The sequence below is a fragment of the Halomonas sp. DP8Y7-1 genome (assembly GCF_019801685.1).
GTDB lineage: Bacteria > Pseudomonadota > Gammaproteobacteria > Pseudomonadales > Halomonadaceae > Halomonas > Halomonas litopenaei_A.
This window is the reverse complement of the sequence record NZ_JAHVIN010000005.1, coordinates 32322-50292: the sequence shown is the minus strand read 5'-3', so window position 1 is coordinate 50292 and position 17971 is coordinate 32322. Positions and strand designations below refer to the sequence as shown.

Genomic DNA, 17971 nt, shown 5'->3' with positions numbered 1-17971 from the left:
AGGTCCCGTCGGCGAGCAAACTCCCGTCAGGGAATGGCCGTCCAGCCTTGTGCTACCGCGATCCAGGCCCCTGAAGCGGCATCCAGCACCGCGACGCATTCGTCCGCTCGCCACAGCAGCACGATATGACAACGCTGCCAGGGAGGCACCGCAGCCTCCTGCAGCAGCCGCTTCACATCGCGCCGTCCACGGCCTTCCAGGCGAATGCGCTCTCCCCCCTGGCGCGCTCGCAGCGTCAGCAGGCAACGCGCCTGGCCAGGAGGCGCGACCAGGGCAAGCGTCCTCCCTGCCACCACGACCTCACGCCCAGACCACCACGGCATCTCCGGCAGCGAGACCGGGGTCGTGCGGCTGTCCGCCAGCAGATACAAGGTGCCGCGCCAGCAGCGCGCTTCGCCACCTGACCAGTGGATCCTCACTTCGGCATCACGTCGTGCCCGGCACTGGGACATGATCTCATCCAGCCGTGTCCCCGGTGGCGTGGCCAGGTCCAGACAGCGCAGACACCAGCCCAGCAGCCAGCGCTGGCGCGGTCGCGACAGCGCCAGTAGCCCATTTAGCGGCAACCTGGCCGGATCGCCCCCCAGCCTGTCCAGATCCTCCTGGGCGTATTCCTCGAGCAGCGATACCGCCTCACCAGCATGCCGTGCACTGGCGGACAGCGCTTGAAGGGCGTCAGGCCAACGCTCCAGCAGTGACGGCACCAGCCGATGGCGCAGGAAATTGCGATCCAGCGACAGGTCCTGATTGCTGGGATCCTCGATCCAGGCAAGCCTTCGCCTGGCGGCCTCCTTCTCCAGCGCGAGGCGTCCGACACTCAATAGCGGACGGACGATGACCCGTCCTTGCTGCTGACGGCGTGTCGGCATGCCAGCCAACCCCATCACCCCCGACCGACGCAGGGCCGCCAGCCAGAAGGTCTCGGCCTGGTCATCAGCATGCTGCGCCAGCCACAGATGATCCCCAGGCTCCATGATGTCCATAAAGGCCTGGTAGCGGGCCGCCCTGGCCGCCGCCTCGAGGCCCTTGCCCGCCAGATCGACATTGACCCGGACCACCTTCAGCGCGACGCCCTGCTCGCGACACAGGGCACGGCTGTGGCGCGCAAAGTCGTCCGCCGCCGGCTGCAGGCCATGGTGGACATGAATCACCCTGAGCTTCCGCCCACGGCGCCGGCAGGCATCCGCGGCCAGTGCCAGCAGTACGCAGGAATCCAGCCCTCCCGAAAGCCCCACCCATAGCGTGCGATCAGCGGGCAGGTCATCGATAAAGGGCGCGACAATGGCCTCAAGGCCAGGGGACTCAGACATGCCTGCTCTCCACCAGATACCCGGGCATCACATACAAACGGCCCCTATCGCAGAACGACAGGGGCCGCAGGTTTACCACGAAGACCCGACGCCTCAGGCGGGGGCGCCGTAGCTCATCAGGCGCTCATAGCGACGTGCCAACAGGGCGTCGCTGTCCAGAGCGTCCAGGCGCTCCAGACTCTCGCTGATGGCGTCACGCACTCGCGTCGCTGCCTCATAAGGGAAGCGGTGCGCACCGCCCAGCGGCTCCTTGATCAGGTTATCAACGAAACCGAGCTCCTTGAGACGGCTGGCGGTAATCCCCATGGCCTGAGCTGCATCGCTGGCGCGTTCCGCGCTCTTCCACAGGATCGAGGCGCACCCCTCAGGAGAAATGACCGAATAGGTGGAGTACTCAAGCATCATCAGCTCGTCACAGACACCGATGGCCAGGGCGCCACCGGAGCCACCTTCACCTACCACGGTGGAGACGATGGGGGTCTTGAGACGCGACATCACCGCCAGGTTATAGGCGATGGCCTCACTCTGGCCGCGCTCTTCCGCGTCGATACCTGGATAGGCGCCAGGGGTGTCGATGAAGGTCAGCACCGGCATCTTGAAGCGCTCGGCCATTTCCATCAAACGGCACGCCTTGCGGTAGCCTTCTGGGCGGGGCATGCCGAAATTGCGGCGGACCTTCTCCTTGACGTCGCGGCCCTTCTGATGACCGATGATCATCACCGGACGATCATTGAGGCGCGCAACACCGCCGACGATAGCGGCGTCATCGGCAAACTCGCGATCACCATGCAGCTCATCGAAGTCGCTGAACACATGCTCGAGATAGTCCAGCGTGTACGGGCGCTGCGGATGGCGAGACAGCTGCGATACCTGCCACGGCGTCAGATCCTTGAAGATCGACTCGGTCAGCTTGCGGCTCTTTTCCTCAAGGCGCGAAATCTCGTCAGCCAGGCTGACCTGACTGTCGTTACCTACCAGACGAAGCTCTTCGATCTTGGCCTGCAGTTCGGCGATGGGCTGTTCGAAATCGAGATAGTTGGGGTTCATGGGCCAGCCTTGTGATCATGGTCAGGCGGGCGCGACCGCAGGTCGCAGGCCCACCCATGGCAAATAAAAAGTGGTGTGCATTATCGCACCCTGACGGGGCCACGCAAGGCGCAGCCGTCCAGCGACCTTAACGCCGCAGCGTATTTTGGCCACCTCAGCGATACTTGAGACGTACGCCATCCTGTCCTTCGACATCCCGCAGGGCGATCAACAGGTCATCGGATGGCAGGACCTTCCACTGCTCGTCGAACTCCAGCCAGCCGGTAGCGTCGACATTGCGATAGCGCAGGCGCACCGGCAGGCCTTCCTCATGTCGATGGGGCTCAAGGCTTGCGCGCAGGCTGTCAATCAACCGGCCGTTCGCCTGACGACCATCCACCGAGACCTCCACCGCCTGGCCAAAGCGCGAGCGTGCCTGGACCATGGGGGTGACGTCCTTGCCTCGCAGGCGCAGGCCACCGGAGTAGTCATCGCTGGAGACTTCTCCTTCGACGATCAGCACCTCGGCATTGTCGAGCTGCTCACGCACGCTGTCATACAGCTCGCCGAACAGTGACGCCTCGATCCGCCCCGTGCGGTCGTCCAGGGTAAGGAAGGCCATGGTATCGCCCCGCTTGGACTTCATGGTGCGCTGCGCCACCACCAGCCCGGCCACCCGCTGCGGCTCCCGGGAAGGCTTCAAGTCCGCGATGCGGGTCGAGACAAAACGTGCCAGTTCCTCTTCGTACTCATCGATGGGGTGACCCGTCAGATAGAGACCAAGGGTGTCCTTCTCGCCGGCCAGCCGATCGCGATCGCTCCATTCCCGCACGCGCAGGTAGTCCGCATAAGGATCGCTGGCCCCTTCATCGGCGTCCGGTGCAAACGCTTCGCCGAACAGGTCCATCATCCCGGCGTTGTGATTCTTGTGACTCTGCGCAGCGGCCTTGAGGGCGTCATCCAGGGCCGCGCTGAGCACCGCACGATTGGGCCCCAGGTTATCCAGCGCCCCGGAGCGGATCAGCGCCTCCAGGGTACGCTTGTTCATGCGCTTGGGGTCGATACGCCGACAGAAGTCGAACAGATCGGTAAAGGGGCCTTCGGCGGTACGCGCCTCGACAATGGCGCCGATCGGACCTTCCCCCACGCCACGAATGGCACCCAGGCCATACACCACCCGGCCTTCATCATCGACCGTGAACTTGTAGCCACCCACGTTGACGTCCGGTGGCGTGACCGTAAGCTTGAGATGGCGACACTCCTCGATCAGCGGCACCACCTTGTCCAAGTTGTCCATTTCGGTGGACATCACCGCCGCCATGAACGGGCCCGGGTAATGCGCCTTGAGCCAGGCGGTCTGGTAGGACACCAGCGCGTAGGCCGCCGAGTGGGACTTGTTGAAGCCGTAACCGGCAAACTTTTCCACCAGGTCGAAGATGTTGCCAGCGAGGTCCGCATCGATGCCGTTGGCAGCACAGCCTTCCATGAAACCGGTACGCTGCTTGGCCATCTCTTCCGGCTTCTTCTTACCCATCGCGCGCCGCAACAGGTCAGCCTGACCCAAGGAATAGCCCGCCATCACCTGGGCAATCTGCATCACCTGCTCCTGGTACAGGATGATGCCGTAAGTCGGCTGCAGCACGGGCTTCAGCAGCTCGTGCTGGTAATCCGGGTGGGGATAGGAGATCTCCGCCCGTCCGTGCTTACGGTTGATGAAGTCATCGACCATGCCGGACTGCAGCGGCCCCGGACGGAACAGTGCCACCAGTGCGATCATGTCCTCCAGCGAGTCCGGCAAGAGGCGCTTGATCAGCTCCTTCATCCCCCGGGATTCCAGCTGGAACACCGCGGTGGTCTCGGCCTTCTTGAGCATCTCGAAGGTCTTGCCGTCGTCCAGCGGGATCGCATCGATATCCAGCGCCCCCTTGCCCTCGCTGGCGCGTACCCGATCGACCATCTCCAACGCCCAATCGATGATGGTCAGCGTACGCAAGCCCAGGAAGTCAAACTTGACCAGTCCGGCATCCTCGATGTCGTTCTTGTCAAACTGAACGACCAGCCCGGAGCCATCCTCGTCACATAACAGCGGTGAGAAGTCGGTCAGCTTGGTGGGCGCGATGACGACGCCCCCGGCGTGCTTGCCGGTGCCTCGCGTCACCCCCTCGAGCTTGAGCGCCATGTCCCAGATTTCCTGGGCTTCCTCATCTACCTCAAGAAACTCCTTGAGCTGAGGCTCCTCTTCGATGGCCTTGGACAACGTCATGCCCACCTCGAAGGGAATCAGCTTGGACAGCTTGTCCCCCAGCGAGTACGGCTTGCCCTGGGCGCGGGCAACGTCTCGCACCACGGCCTTGGCCGCCATGGTGCCGAAGGTGACGATCTGCGACACCGCGTTACGGCCATAGCGCTCGGCCACGTAATCGATGACGCGATCACGTTTTTCCATGCAGAAGTCGACGTCAAAGTCCGGCATCGACACCCGCTCGGGGTTAAGAAAGCGCTCGAACAGCAGGTCATACTGGATCGGATCGAGATCGGTGATCTTCTGCGCGTAGGCCACCAGCGAGCCGGCACCGGAGCCACGCCCCGGCCCTACCGGCACATCGTTGTCCTTGGCCCACTGGATAAAGTCCATCACGATCAGGAAATAGCCGGGGAACCCCATCTGCAGGATGATGTCCAGCTCGAAGTCCAGGCGCTCTCGGTAGCGCTTCTCGAGCGCCGCCCAGTCGTCGCTGTCGCGTGGATGGCTGTCCACCGGGTAAAGAGCGTCAAGGCGCTCGGTCAGGCCATCGTGGGAGATCTTGCGGAAGAACTCGTCCTGGGTCATGCCCTCGGGAATACCGTACTCCGGCAGGAAGATCTCGCCCAAGCGAACGTTGACGTTACAACGCGCGGCGATCATGACGCTGTTTTCCAGCGCCGCGGGAATATCGGCAAACAGCTCCGCCATCTCCTGTGGCGACTTGAGGTACTGTTCCTCGGTGTAGCGCCGCTCGCGACGGGGGTCATCCAGCGCCTTGCCCTCGCCAATGGCCACGCGGGTTTCGTGGGCCCAGAAGTCCTCACGCTTGAGGAAGCGCACATCGTTGGTCGCCACCACCGGAACCCCGGTGTCCATGGCCAACGCCACCGACGCATGCACGCAGTCTTCTTCCAGCGGGCGACCGGTCCGGGTCAGCTCCAGATAGAAACGGCCGGGAAACGCCTGACACCATTCGTCCAGCAAACGCCGCGCATCGGCATGATGATCGCTGAGCAAATGGCGGCCCACGTCCCCTTCACGCCCACCAGACAGCGCAATCAAGCCTTCGCTCTGCTCCAGTACCCAGGCTTTCTCCAGGTAAGCCCGGTCCTGACGCTGGCCCTCGACCCAGCCGCGAGAGATCAGCTCGGTCAGGTTGCGATAGCCGACGTCATTCATCGCCAGCAGCGTCACCCGATACGGATGATCCAGGTCATGGGCGTTGACCAGCCACAGGTCGGCACCGATCACGGGTTTCATGCCCGCGCCCTGGACCCCGTTGTAGAACTTCACCAGGCCGAACAGATTGGATTCATCGGTCAACGCCAGCGCTGGCGCGCCATGCTCGACGCCGGCCTTGACGTAAGGCTTGAGGCGCACGAGGCCGTCAACCAGAGAGAACTCGCTATGGACGCGAAGATGAACGAAAGGAGCGGACATGTGAAAGCCTTACCTCGACCCGCCGTGGCGGGGCTGTGAATACGGGTCAGAATAGCGCCAGCTGGCGCTTGACAGGGGCAAAGGAGCGACGATGTTCGTCGAGTGGCCCCAGACGTTCCAGCGCGGCCAGATGTTCAGCCGTCGGGTAGCCCTTGTGGCGGGCGAAACCATAGTCAGGATAGCGCCGGTCGAGCGACACCATGGCAGCATCCCGCGCCACCTTGGCGAGGATGGATGCGGCGGCGATGGCCGGGTGACGGGCATCACCCTTGACCACAGCCTGGCCGGGAACATGATGCCCGGGGAGGCGATTGCCGTCCACCAGCAGGTATTCAGGCGAAGGCATCAGCCCATCGATGGCACGGCGCATGGCAAGATGCGTGGCGTGGTAGATATTGAGCTGATCGATTTCCTCGGGGCTGGCGGCTGCCACGTGGAAGGCCAGCGCACGTTCACGAATCAGCCCATCGAGGGCTTCTCGGCGCTTGGCCGACAACGCCTTGGAATCGGTCAGCCCGTCGATGGGCCGCTCGGGATCCAGGATCACCGCCGCGGCGACCACCGCGCCGACCAACGGCCCCCGCCCGACCTCATCCACCCCAGCCAGGAGCTGGCCATCATAGTCCACCACCAATGGCGGCAACGGCGCCTTCGCGGCGCGCCCCTTGCGAGCCGAATCAGCGGCCATCCTTGTCTCCTCTGGCCTGCGCAGGTGCAGCGCCGGTGTCGCTAACCTGAGAAGCCATCTTGTGAGAGGCGCCTGCAGCGGTCTTATTAGAGGCGCCTGCGGCGGTCTTGTGAGAAGCGCCTGCGGCGGTCTTATTAGAGGCACCTGCGGCGGTCTTGTAAGAAGCGCCAGCGTCGCTCCCGGCACTGTCCGGGTCCGCCACCTCCTGCGTACACTCCGGGGCCACACTCGGTGGCAACGGCCGACCTGCCACCAGCGCTTCGATGGCCTCCGCCGCGCGACGGCTGGCATCACGCTGCAGGCCTTCATGCATCGCCGCGAAGCGCGTCTCGAGCGCGCTACGCCCCTGGGGATCCGACAACATGGCCTCCAGCTGCCGGGCAATCGCTTCGGCACTGGCCTCGTCCTGAATCAGTTCAGGCACCAGCGACTCCTGGGCAATCAGGTTCGGCAGCGAGATCCACGGGGTCTTGACCATCCAGCGAGCAATCCGATGCGTCATCGGCGCCATGCGATAGCCCACCAGCATCGGCCGGTGACACAGCATGGCTTCCAGCGCCGCCGTACCCGAGGCGAGCAGAACCAGGTCGCTGGCCACCATGGCTTCGCGGGCCTGACCGTCCAGCAGCATGACGCGATCGCGAAGCGCCGGCCGCTGTTGCAGCAGAACCTCGAGCTCCTGGCGACGCTCGGGCGTGGCAGCCGGAATCACCACCCGCAGGCGCTCACGCGTTTCCACCAGTCGCTGTGCGGCCTCCACAAAGGTCGCCGCCATGAAACGCAGTTCATTGCGCCTGGAGCCTGGCAGCAGCGCCAGTACTTCTTCGTCCGGCTCGAGCCCAAACGCCCTGCGGGCAGACTGCCGATCGTTCACCAGCGGCAGCTCGTCTGCCAGCGGGTGGCCGACGAAGGCCACCGGCACGCGATGCTTGACGTAGAAGGCTGCCTCGAACGGCAAGAAGGTCAGCATGGCATCCACCGAGCGGGCAATGCCCTTGACCCGCCCCTGGCGCCAGGCCCATACCGACGGGCTGACGTAATGAGCCGTGGTGATACCCGCCTCGCGCAGCTGTCGCTCGAGCCCCAGATTGAAGTCAGGCGCATCGATGCCCACCATGATGTCAGGCTGCCATGCCAGCGCGTCGCGGCGCAGATGGCGACGCACACGCACCAGCTCGGGCAGGTGCTTGAGCACCTCGACCAGCCCCATGACCGACAGGGTTTCCAGGGGATACAGTGACGTCAGGCCCTCGGCCAGCATGCGTGGCCCGCCGAGCCCACGAAACTCGACGCCAGGATGTCGCGCCTTGAGCGCGCGCATCAATCCCGCGCCAAGAATGTCGCCAGACAATTCTCCGGCGACCAGGTAGACACGGCGGACAGGGACGGCGTCACTCTCGGCTTGGCGAACGACGTGGGTCATGGGGGCTCCCCGGATCAGCGATGGAGTGTCCCGGGGGCAGCGGCCTCACCGGATGGTCAGGCAAGGCCGCTGTTCATCAGCGGATAATGCCCCGGGTAGACGCCTCGATGGAGGCCACGAAGGCGTCGGTTTCCGCCAGCGAGAACCGCTGGCGAATCTCGGCCACCGCTTGCTCGACGGTCAGTCCCTGCCGGTAGACCAGCTTGTAGGACTCGTTGAGCGCGCGGATCGCCTCACTGGCAAAGCCACGCCGCTTGAGGCCGACCACATTGAGACCATGGGCCTGAGCAGGGTTGCCGTTGATCATCACGAAGTCGGGTGTGTCCTTGGTGATGATCGAGCCTCCCCCGGCCATGGCATGGGAACCAAAGCGGCAGAACTGATGGATCGCCGACAGACCGCCGATGATGGCGAAATCGCCCAACTGCACATGTCCGGCCAGGGTCACCTGGTTGGCCAGAATACAGTCATCGCCGATGATGCAGTCATGCCCGACATGGACATAGGCCATGAACAGATTGCGCGAACCGATGGTGGTCTCGCTGCGATCCTGCACGGTGCCGCGGTGCAGGGTGACTCCCTCACGGACAACGTTGTCATCGCCCATCACCAGGCGCGTCGGTTCTCCGTTGTACTTCTTGTCCTGGCAAGCCTCGCCAACAGACGCAAACTGAAAGATGCGATTGCGCTTGCCGAGGACCGTCGGCCCCTGCACCACGACATGGGGACCAATCACGGTGCCTTCGCCAATCTCGACGTCGGGACCAATCACGCTGAAGGGCCCAACCTCGACATCGTCGGCCAGGCGGGCGCCGGGATCTACGATGGCGGACGGATGTATCAAGCGATCTTCCTCTCGGCGCAGATGATGTCGGCTTCACAGGCCAGCTCACCTTCCACGGTGGCACGGCACTTGAACTTCCAGATGCCGCGCTTGGCCCGCTCGACCTCGGCACGCAGCTGCAGGGTATCGCCAGGCATGACCGGACGCTTGAAGCGCACGTTATCGCTACCGACGAGGTAGTACACGTAGCCGTCGGCGGGCAGCTTGTTGACCGTCTTGAAGCCAAGGATGCCGCAGGCCTGGGCCAGCGCCTCGACCACCAGCACCCCCGGCATGATGGGATGGTGCGGGAAGTGACCATTGAAGAACGGCTCGTTGATGCTGACATTCTTGTAGGCAACGATGGTCTCGCCGTGGGTCAATTCCGTGACCCGATCCACCAGCAAGAAAGGATAGCGGTGGGGCAGATATTCGCGAATCTCGTTGATGTCCATAACCATCGTAGCGACCTCTAAAATGACAAGAGCCCTTCTCCGAGAAGGACACGAGCGGCGTCGGGCTTGCGCGCCGAGCCGACAATAGGCGGTGGATTATACCGACCTGAACCACCCCCTCAAGTATCGCTGGAATCCCGCTTCTCCAGGCGACTGACGCGCTTGGCGATACTATCGAGCTGCTTGAAGCGCACGGCATTGCGGCGCCACTGGCTGTTTTCCATTGCACCGGTGCCGGAGGAGTAGACACCTGGCTCAAGAATCGAGTTGGTGACCAGGCTCATGCCGGTGACCTGCACGCCGTCACTGATGGTCAGGTGTCCGGACAAGCCGACCCCGCCTCCCAGCATGCAGTGGCGTCCCACCCGGGTGGAGCCCGCAATGCCGACGCAGCCGGCCAGGGCGCTGTGATCGCCGATCTGCACGTTGTGCGCGATCTGCACCTGGCTATCGATCTTGACGTCGTTACCGATCACGGTGTCACCGAGTGCACCGCGATCAATGCTTGAACAGCTGCCGACCTCGACATCATCGCCCAGCACCGCGCCACCCAGCTGGGCAATCTTGCGCCAGCCGCTTCCATCGTGGGCAAAGCCGAAGCCGTCGCCGCCGATCACGCAGCCACTGTGCAAGATCACCCGCTTGCCGATGACCACCCCGTGATACAGCGTGACATTGGCATGCAGGAAACCGTCATCGTCGATCTGGCTGTCGCTTCCGATCACGCAGCCGGGACCTACGACAACGCGGTCGCCCAGCTTCACGCCGGATTCGACTACCGCATTGGGGCCGATGCAGACACCCTCACCCAGTACCGCATCGTCGGCCACCACGGCACTATGATGCACACCCGGGCGATGAGCGCCGACCAGGGGATCGAGCAACCTGGAGAGCTCGGCGTACCCCAGATAGGGATTGTCCAGCACCAGTGCGGGCACTGGACAGGCTTCTAGATGATCAGGATGCAGCAATACGGCAGCGGCACGTGTAGAGGGAAGGTCCTTGAGGTAGGCCCGGTTGGCGAGAAAGCTGACCTGGTCAGGCCCGGCATCCTTGAGCGTCGCCAGCCCTCGCACGCGCTGATCGCCATCGCCGTGCAGGCGCGCGCCCAGTTGGCTGGCGATCTCGGAAAGGCTTGGCTGGGTGCGTGATGATTTCATGAATGACCGTGATGCGGTAACGACAAAATTCGAGAAAGGAAGCGCTGGTCACGCGCTGTCAGGGCGTGTCCAGCAACCGAGTCACCTCGGCGGTCAGGTCGGGCAGATCGCGGCTGCTGTGCAGCACGCCATCCGGCGTGACCAGCACGTCCACATCGTGGCGATCAATGACCTGCGCCACCGCCTCGTCGACACGACCTTCAAGGCGACTTATCAAACGCTGTTCGGTTTCCTGGCGAGCGTTGAGGATATCACGCCTTAGCCGATCGAATCGCTGTCCCTTCTGTTGAAACTCCTGGACGCTGGCGGGATTCGGCTGCTGCCCTTGCTGGGCAAGCTCATCGGCCAACCCTTCCAGCTCCAGGCGAAGCACTTCAGCCTCTTGCTGCCACGGCCCCACCTGCTGCTGGAGGGACTGCATGGCACCTTGGGCCATGCGGGTGTCCAGCAGCGCTTGCTGCCAATCCAGCACCGCGACTCCCGAGGCCTGCGCCGCCTGCCATGGCAGGGCGGCACACGCCACGATGACTGCCAGGCAACGGCGCAGTCCACTCACTGACATCAGAACGTCTGACCGAGCGAGAACTGGAACACCTGGGTGTCATCCTCGTCCTTGTCATTAAGCGGTTCAGCGATACTGAAGGTCAGCGGCCCGACCGGCGTCAGCCAGGACACGCCGACACCCGCGCTGTAGCGAATATCACCGAACTCCACTCCGGAATCACACTTCTGGCGACCTTCGTCTTCAGACAGTACGTCATAGCACTCGGTCAGGAAGGTATTACCGGCATCGATGAACAGCGACGGCTGCACCGAACGCTTGTCTTCGACGAAAGGCATCGGGAAGATCAGTTCCATGCTGCCCTCGATCAGCACGTTACCGCCCAGCGTCTCGTCGTCACCGTCTTCACGCTCGGTCGTCAGCTGACCCAGGGTGTTGTCGGTGAAACCACGTACCGAGCCAAGACCACCGGCCAGAAAGTTCTCGTAGAACGGATAGGGGTCGCTCGAGTTGAGCGCGTCGGCGTAACCCACCTGTCCGCTGAACTTGAGTGACCAGGTTTCTTCCTCGTTGAACGGGAAGAACTGCTTGGCCTGGGCACGGGCCTTGTAGTACTCGGCGTCGCTGCCGGGCACACCCAGCTCCAGCGACAGGCGCTGGTAGTTACCGGCGGTGGGCATGATGCCCCGGTTCAGATCGTTTCGGGTCCAGCTACCGGTGACCGACAGGGTGTTGGCGTCATCACCTTCATCCAGCACGTAGCGCTTGATTTCCGACGGCGTGTCGTCATAGGTGTCGATCTCGAGCTTCTCGATGTTGGCGCCAAAGTTCATGCGCGTCAGCTCGTTGATCGGATAGCCGAAGTTAATGCCTGCCCCCAGCGCATCGGTGGAGTAGGTGGAGATATCGGAATCTTCGTAGTCGGTCGCGCGGTAGTAGAAGTTGTAGCCGCGAGAGATACCGTCAAGCGTCCAGTAGGGGTCAGTGAAACCAAAGTTGATGCTGGTGTAGGTATCACTCTTCTGGGCACCGATATTGACCCGATTGCCGCTACCCAGGAAGTTGTTCTGGGACAGCGAGGCGCCGTAGATGACGCCGGCACTCTGAGAGAAACCAAGGCTTGCCGAGAGCGAGCCAGAAGGCTGCTCTTCGACGTTGTAGGTGACATCGAGCTGGTCGCTTTCGCCCGGCACCGGCTCCGTCTGCACCTCGACCTGCTTGAAGAAGCCAAGACGTTCCAGGCGCTGACGCGATTGGGAAATGGCCTCGGTCGACGCCGGCGCGCTTTCCGCCTGGATCATCTCGCGGCGCAGCACCTCGTCCTTGGTCGTGGTGTTGCCGACAAACTGGATACGACGCACATAGGCGCGACGTCCGGGGGCGACCTGGAAGCTCAAGTCGACGGTTTCGCCGTCACTGCGTACTTCCGGGATGCCGTCGACCTCGGCGAAGGCAAAACCTTCTGCCCCAAGGCGCGAGCGCATGGCTTCAGAGGACGCAATGACCTTGCTGCGGGAGAACACGTCACCGGACTGGAACTGCAGCAGATCGCGGGCTTCTGCCTCGGCTACCTTCAGGTCGCCGACGAAGTTGATATCTCCGACCCGATAGCGGTTGCCTTCATCGACATTGATGGTGATGAAGATCCGGGACTTGTCAGGACTGATGGACACCTGACTCGAGGTGATCTCGAAATTCACGTAACCGCGGTCGAGATAGTAGGAGCGCAGGCGCTCCAAGTCACCCGCCAGGGCTTCCCGGGAGTATTCGTCGGCGGAGAACCAGCCAAAGAACAGGCCGGGATCATCCTCAAGCTCGAACTCATCGAGCAGGATATCGTCGGAAAAGGCCTCGTTGCCCACGATGTTGATCTGGCGAATCTTGGCAACGGCACCTTCATTGATATTGATATCGACGCGCACCCGGCCTTGGCCGACCGGCGTCACCTCAGTATCAATGCGGGCGCTGTAACGGCCCTGGGACTGGTACAGCCCCTCCAGCTCGCGCTTCATCTCGTCGATGGTCGACAGCTGCAGCACCTGGCCTTCACTGATCCCGGCCTGCTTCAGGCCGTTGCGCAGATCTTCATCGGTGATCTGTGAGTTGCCTTCGATATTGAGGGCTGAAATGGTCGGACGTTCCTCGACCTGGATGATCAGCACATCGCCCTCACGAGCAAGCTCGATATCTTCGAACAGCCCAGTGGCAAACAGCTGGCGCGCGGCGTCGGCCAGCTCGCGGTCATCCACCTGGTCGCGAGCGTTGACGGGAAACGCATTGAAGACGGATGCAGCGGAGACCCGTTGAAGGCCCTCCACACGAATGTCCGACACGGTAAAGGAATCCGCGTGCGCCACCTGGGCACAGGCGGTCAAGAGTGTCGCCAATCCGATGGTCTTGATTTTCATGCAGTCAATTCGCTCGCGTTGAGTCAGCGTACCTGTCCAGACAGGCACCTTATACATTTCTCCGCCTTACTGACAAGTTGACAGCGGCGTCTCAAAAAAGGGGCACCGTCTCCCGTCACTCGCCGCCACCACCCCTGGTGACGACTGCGGCGTCTCCCGACACTCGGGCCTTGCTGATGGTCTGTCGCCCTACCAGAGCCGCATCACATCAAAGTACAGGGCCATGATCATCAGCGTTCCGACCAGCGCTAGACCCACCTTCAGTCCGACCGCCTGGGTGCGCTCGGAGACAGGCCGTCCGCGCACCGCCTCGATCAAGTAATACAGCAGATGGCCACCGTCGAGCACCGGGATGGGCAACAGATTGAGCACCCCCAGGCTGATCGACAGGTACGCCATGAAGTTGACGAAGCTCTCCAGACCCGAGCGAGCCGTATCGCCCGCGATGCGCGCAATCGTGATCGGGCCCGACAGGTTGGTCGGTGAAATCAGGCCCACCAGCATCTTGCGCACCGCGTCGAAGGTCAACACTGTCATTTCGGCGGTGCGCGATGCAGCTTGCCCCACGGCCTCCAGAGGTCCGTAGCGGATATCTCGCTGATACTTCTGGGGCCAGTCTACCGGTGCAACGCCGGCACCGATATAGCCGATCTCGCTACCATCATCGAGACGGTTCCCGCGCGGGGTCAGGCTTAGCGTGACAGAGGCATCGCCTCGCTGCACGTCGAGCTCCATGGCCTCGCCGGGACGCGCCCGGACGCGCTGGACCAGGTCCGGCCAGTCCGCCACCGGCTCGCCATCAATCGCCACCACCCGGTCACCGGGCTGCAGCCCCGCCTGGACCGCTGGCTCGTTCTCGACCAGTTGGCCGATCACTGCCGGCATGTCCGGGCGCCACGGCCGGATACCCAGCGTTCCCAGCGGCTCCGGTGGGTCCTGCCCCACCAGCCAGTTGTCCACCTCGACCGGGTAGGTCCGGGCAACGCTGCTGCCCTCCGCCCGTGTCTCGATGGCCAGGCTGCCGCTGGCGCCAATGGCAGCCACCAGCTTCAAGTTGATGTCGTCCCAGGAGCGAACCGGCTCACCGCGGACGGCGGTGACTTCCATGCCCTGCTCCAGCCCCGCCTCGGCCGCCGGAGACTGCGGCGTCACCTCGCCCACTACCGGCACGACAGTCGTGGTACCCGCCACAAACAGCGCCCAATAGGCCACCAGCGCCAACAGGAAGTTGGCCAGCGGACCCGCTGCGACAATCGCAATACGCGCCCACACTGACTTGCGATTGAAGGCCTGATCCAGCTGGTCAGCCGGGACATTGCCCTCACGCTCGTCGAGCATCTTGACGTAGCCGCCCAATGGAATGGCGGCGATCGCGAACTCGGTGCCATGGCGGTCCACTCGCGACCACAAGGGCTTGCCGAAACCTACCGAGAAACGCAACACCTTCACGCCACAGCGGCGCGCCACCCAGAAGTGACCGAACTCATGGAAGGTGACCAACAGGCCGAGCACCACCAGCACGGCCAGAATGTTCTGAATCAGGCCCACCTACGTCTCCTTGGCAATGTCGCGTGCGTCGGCGCCAGCGCCGTCGTTGTTCCGGCAGCAGAGAATGAGAAAGGTTCCACTAAACAACGCATCAGCGGCGTGCCTCCAGCCAGGCCAGCGCATGACGCCGGGCCTGGCGGTCGGCGGCCAGCACCGCCTCCAGATCATCGGCGCGGCCATCAAAGTGGCCCTCCCTGACGTCCTGTACCAGCGCAGCAATGGCATTGAAGCTCAGGCGCCGATCCAGGAAGGCCTCCACCGCGATTTCGTTGGCGGCGTTGAGTACGGCAGGCTGCAGTCCCCCTTCCGCCATCGCCTCGCGAGCCAGACGCAGGCAGGGAAACGCCGTTTCGTCGGCCGGCTCGAAGTCCAGACGAGCCACCGCGAACAGATCCAGCGACTGCACACCGGCATCGATCCGCTCGGGCCACGCCAAGCCGTAGGCGATGGGCGTGCGCATATCCGGGTTGCCAAGCTGTGCCAGCACCGACCCATCGCTGTAAGCCGCCATGGAATGAATCACGCTCTGCGGGTGTACCACCACCTGAATCTGCTCGGGCCGAGCATCGAACAGCCAGCAGGCCTCGATCAGCTCGAGCCCCTTGTTCATCAGGGTGGCACTGTCTACGGAAATCTTGCGGCCCATCGACCAGTTGGGATGCGCACAGGCCTGGTCGGGGGTGACCTGGGCCAGCTGCTCGGAGGAGTAACCGCGAAAGGGACCGCCCGAAGCGGTCAGCAGCAGCTGGGTGACCCCATGCTGCGCCAACCCTCCACGGTGTTCACCGGGCAGACACTGAAAAATGGCATTGTGCTCGGAATCGATCGGCAACAGCGCCGCGCCGCTCTCCTCGACGGCCTGCATGAACAGCGCCCCCGACATGACCAACGCTTCCTTGTTGGCCAGCAGCACGCGCTTGCCCGCCCGCACCGCAGCCAGCGTCGGCAACAGTCCGGCGGCGCCCACGATGGCCGCCATGACCACCTCGGCTTCCGGCGCACTGGCGACCTCCGCCAATGCCTGATCACCGTGGCGTACCTCGGTGGCAAGGCCAGACTCCCGGAGCTTCAGTGCCAGCCAGTCGGCATCGGCTGCACCGCCCAGCACGGCCACCTCGGGATGGTGAGACAGGCACTGTTCCAGCAGCGCCTCGCGGGACCGGTGTGCCGTCAGGGCGTGGACGCGATAGCGGTCGGGATGCCGGGCGATGACGTCGAGGGTACTGGTGCCGATAGAGCCGGTGGCTCCCAGCACAGTCACCCCCTTTACTGCCTGTGCGTCAGAGCGCTTAGGATCTGTCATGACGCCACCAGCCAGGTAAAGAAAAGTGCGAAGACGGGAATCGCAGCCGTCAGGCTGTCGATGCGATCAAGCACGCCGCCATGCCCGGGCAACAGGGCACTCGAGTCCTTGATCCCGCGATGGCGCTTGAGCATGCTCTCGAGCAGATCCCCCAGCACCGAGATCAGGGTCACGGCCAGTGTCAGCAGCACCAGCGTGATGGCAGCGGACAGCGATAGCGCCTGCCACAGGGCAAACACCACCGCCAGACAGGCAGTGACGGCCATGCCACCGTATACGCCTTCCCAGGACTTGCCTGGGCTGACGCTGGGCGCCAGCTTGCGACGGCCAAAGGCGCGACCAACGAAGTAAGCACCGATATCGGCTCCCCACACCAGCAGCAGCACGAACAGTAGCCAGGCGGCGCCGCTCTCCCGCAGCAGGTTGAAGCCGACCCAGGTGGGCAGCAAAACCCAGCCGCCCATGGCCAGGCGCATGCAGGTCGACGACCACTGCGGCGTGCGCTCAGGATGCCCCAGCACCCACCACAGATTGATCGACCAGCCAACGGCGCCTATCACCAAGGGCCACAGGGCGTGAGACTGACCGGTTAGCCACATCACCAGCATGACCCCGGCCAGCGCCGCCGGGGCTAGCCAACGCCTCACTCCCCGATCCAGGCCTGCCAGGTTGGCCCACTCCCAGCCCGCCAGCACCACGATGGCGCCGGTGAACAGCGCGAAGGCGCCCCCTTCCAGTCCAAACAAGCCTGCCAGCGCCAACGGCGCCAGCCAGACCGCCGTAATGATTCGCTGTCTAAGCACCCTGGGCCTCTAGCTGTTCGTCAGTCATGCCGAAGCGGCGCTTGCGCTGGCAGAAGTCCTCCAGTGCGTCGTCGAAGGCCTCGCCATCGTAGTCGGGCCAGAGCACGGGCGTGAAGTACAGCTCCGCATAGGCCAGTTGCCACAGCAGGAAGTTGGAGATACGGCGCTCGCCGCTGGTACGAATGCACAGATCGACTGGCGCCGCGTCACTCAAGCACAGCTCCTGTGCCAGGGTGCCTTCGTCGATGGCATCCGCCTCGAGCTCACCCCGCGCGACGCGCTCGGCCAGCCGCCGCGCGCCGCTGGCGATGTCCCACTGACCGCCATAGTTGGCGGCGATGACCAGGCGCAATCCCTGATTGCCCTGCGTCAACCGCTCGGCATCTTCAATCCGCTTCTGGATCGCCGACGAGAACCCCGAGGTATCACCGATCACCGACAGACGGATATCGTGCTCGTGGAGCTTCTTGACCTCGCGCTTGAGCGCCATCAGGAACAGTTCCATCAGCGCGTTCACTTCAGCGGCGGGACGTTTCCAGTTCTCACTGGAGAAAGCAAACAGCGTCAGCGTCTCGATACGTCTCTCGGCGGCACGACGAATCACCGCTCTCACGGCTTCGACACCCGCGTGATGCCCGCGCACACCGGATAAACCGCGCGCCTTGGCCCAACGGTTGTTGCCATCCATGATCACGGCCACATGACGAGGCAGACTCGCAAAGGGCGGCAGCGGGCGAAGTTCGGGAGACGGCGTTGACTTCATGGGGTCTCGCATGACGTTTGAATCCAGCCTCACCGCATCCTGGCAGCAAGACAATCGGTTCATTTGTCGGCCAT

Annotated in this window: 13 protein-coding genes and 1 pseudogene; all 14 read right to left on the bottom strand. The window is 63.4% G+C overall.

What is annotated here, in order from left to right:
* Positions 1–26: 26 nt before the first annotated feature.
* The 14 genes and pseudogenes from tilS to uppS all read right to left on the bottom strand — a co-directional run bounded on the left by tilS (position 27) and on the right by uppS (position 17897).
* Positions 27–1310, bottom strand: coding sequence for a tRNA lysidine(34) synthetase TilS (gene tilS / locus KUV41_RS05750; protein ID WP_222484911.1), 1284 nt, complete (start codon positions 1308–1310; stop codon positions 27–29).
* Positions 1311–1403: 93 nt separating this feature from the next.
* Positions 1404–2357 carry an acetyl-CoA carboxylase carboxyltransferase subunit alpha gene (locus KUV41_RS05745; protein WP_206940298.1) on the bottom strand — a complete coding sequence of 318 codons (954 nt, stop codon included), beginning with the start codon at positions 2355–2357 and terminating at the stop codon, positions 1404–1406.
* A 154-nt stretch (positions 2358–2511) separates the two neighbouring features.
* Positions 2512–6021, bottom strand: a complete 3510-nt coding sequence (gene dnaE, locus KUV41_RS05740; RefSeq protein ID WP_222484909.1) for a DNA polymerase III subunit alpha — start codon at positions 6019–6021, stop codon at positions 2512–2514.
* 46 nt (positions 6022–6067) lie between these two features.
* Positions 6068–6709 carry a ribonuclease HII gene (gene rnhB / locus KUV41_RS05735; protein WP_206940302.1) on the bottom strand — a complete coding sequence of 214 codons (642 nt, stop codon included), beginning with the start codon at positions 6707–6709 and terminating at the stop codon, positions 6068–6070.
* Between the two features lie 232 nt (positions 6710–6941).
* Positions 6942–8132: pseudogene (lpxB, locus tag KUV41_RS05730) on the bottom strand (lipid-A-disaccharide synthase); the annotation flags it as partial.
* Positions 8133–8208: 76 nt separating this feature from the next.
* A complete protein-coding gene (gene lpxA / locus KUV41_RS05725; protein WP_206940305.1) occupies positions 8209–8976 on the bottom strand; it encodes an acyl-ACP--UDP-N-acetylglucosamine O-acyltransferase in 768 nt (255 codons plus the stop codon).
* On the bottom strand, positions 8973–9416 hold the full coding sequence (fabZ, locus tag KUV41_RS05720; protein WP_206940307.1) for a 3-hydroxyacyl-ACP dehydratase FabZ: 444 nt from the start codon (positions 9414–9416) through the stop codon (positions 8973–8975). Before fabZ ends, lpxA begins: the two co-directional genes overlap by 4 nt.
* A 113-nt stretch (positions 9417–9529) precedes the next feature.
* Complete coding sequence (lpxD, locus tag KUV41_RS05715) at positions 9530–10570, bottom strand: UDP-3-O-(3-hydroxymyristoyl)glucosamine N-acyltransferase (protein WP_222484899.1); 1041 nt, start codon at positions 10568–10570, stop codon at positions 9530–9532.
* A 58-nt stretch (positions 10571–10628) separates the two neighbouring features.
* Positions 10629–11132: an OmpH family outer membrane protein gene (locus KUV41_RS05710; RefSeq protein ID WP_206940311.1), complete on the bottom strand. Its 504-nt coding sequence runs from the start codon at positions 11130–11132 to the stop codon at positions 10629–10631.
* Positions 11132–13480: an outer membrane protein assembly factor BamA gene (bamA, locus tag KUV41_RS05705; RefSeq protein ID WP_206940312.1), complete on the bottom strand. Its 2349-nt coding sequence runs from the start codon at positions 13478–13480 to the stop codon at positions 11132–11134. The genes KUV41_RS05710 and bamA overlap by 1 nt, the downstream gene beginning before the upstream one ends.
* Before the next feature lie 189 nt (positions 13481–13669).
* Positions 13670–15028 carry an RIP metalloprotease RseP gene (gene rseP, locus KUV41_RS05700; RefSeq protein ID WP_206940313.1) on the bottom strand — a complete coding sequence of 453 codons (1359 nt, stop codon included), beginning with the start codon at positions 15026–15028 and terminating at the stop codon, positions 13670–13672.
* Positions 15029–15119: 91 nt separating this feature from the next.
* Positions 15120–16331 (bottom strand): 1-deoxy-D-xylulose-5-phosphate reductoisomerase, encoded by a 1212-nt coding sequence (gene ispC, locus KUV41_RS05695; protein WP_222483381.1) that lies wholly within the window; start codon positions 16329–16331, stop codon positions 15120–15122.
* Complete coding sequence (locus KUV41_RS05690; protein WP_206940315.1) at positions 16328–17134, bottom strand: phosphatidate cytidylyltransferase; 807 nt, start codon at positions 17132–17134, stop codon at positions 16328–16330. The genes ispC and KUV41_RS05690 overlap by 4 nt, the downstream gene beginning before the upstream one ends.
* A complete protein-coding gene (gene uppS / locus KUV41_RS05685) occupies positions 17127–17897 on the bottom strand; it encodes a polyprenyl diphosphate synthase (RefSeq protein WP_261395973.1) in 771 nt (256 codons plus the stop codon). Before uppS ends, KUV41_RS05690 begins: the two co-directional genes overlap by 8 nt.
* Between the last annotated feature and the right edge of the window lie 74 nt (positions 17898–17971).

What these genes read in the sequence shown, in the direction of transcription:
- tilS (WP_222484911.1), bottom strand. Translation starts at nt 1,310, where the DNA reads ATGTCTGAGTCCCCTGGCCTTGAGGCCATTGTCGCGCCCTTTATCGAT.
- bamA (WP_206940312.1), bottom strand. Translation starts at nt 13,480, where the DNA reads ATGAAAATCAAGACCATCGGATTGGCGACACTCTTGACCGCCTGTGCC.
- ispC (WP_222483381.1), bottom strand. Translation starts at nt 16,331, where the DNA reads ATGACAGATCCTAAGCGCTCTGACGCACAGGCAGTAAAGGGGGTGACT.
- KUV41_RS05710 (WP_206940311.1), bottom strand. Translation starts at nt 11,132, where the DNA reads ATGTCAGTGAGTGGACTGCGCCGTTGCCTGGCAGTCATCGTGGCGTGT.
- KUV41_RS05745 (WP_206940298.1), bottom strand. Translation starts at nt 2,357, where the DNA reads ATGAACCCCAACTATCTCGATTTCGAACAGCCCATCGCCGAACTGCAG.
- lpxD (WP_222484899.1), bottom strand. Translation starts at nt 10,570, where the DNA reads ATGAAATCATCACGCACCCAGCCAAGCCTTTCCGAGATCGCCAGCCAA.
- rnhB (WP_206940302.1), bottom strand. Translation starts at nt 6,709, where the DNA reads ATGGCCGCTGATTCGGCTCGCAAGGGGCGCGCCGCGAAGGCGCCGTTG.
- uppS (WP_261395973.1), bottom strand. Translation starts at nt 17,897, where the DNA reads ATGAAGTCAACGCCGTCTCCCGAACTTCGCCCGCTGCCGCCCTTTGCG.
- dnaE (WP_222484909.1), bottom strand. Translation starts at nt 6,021, where the DNA reads ATGTCCGCTCCTTTCGTTCATCTTCGCGTCCATAGCGAGTTCTCTCTG.
- fabZ (WP_206940307.1), bottom strand. Translation starts at nt 9,416, where the DNA reads ATGGTTATGGACATCAACGAGATTCGCGAATATCTGCCCCACCGCTAT.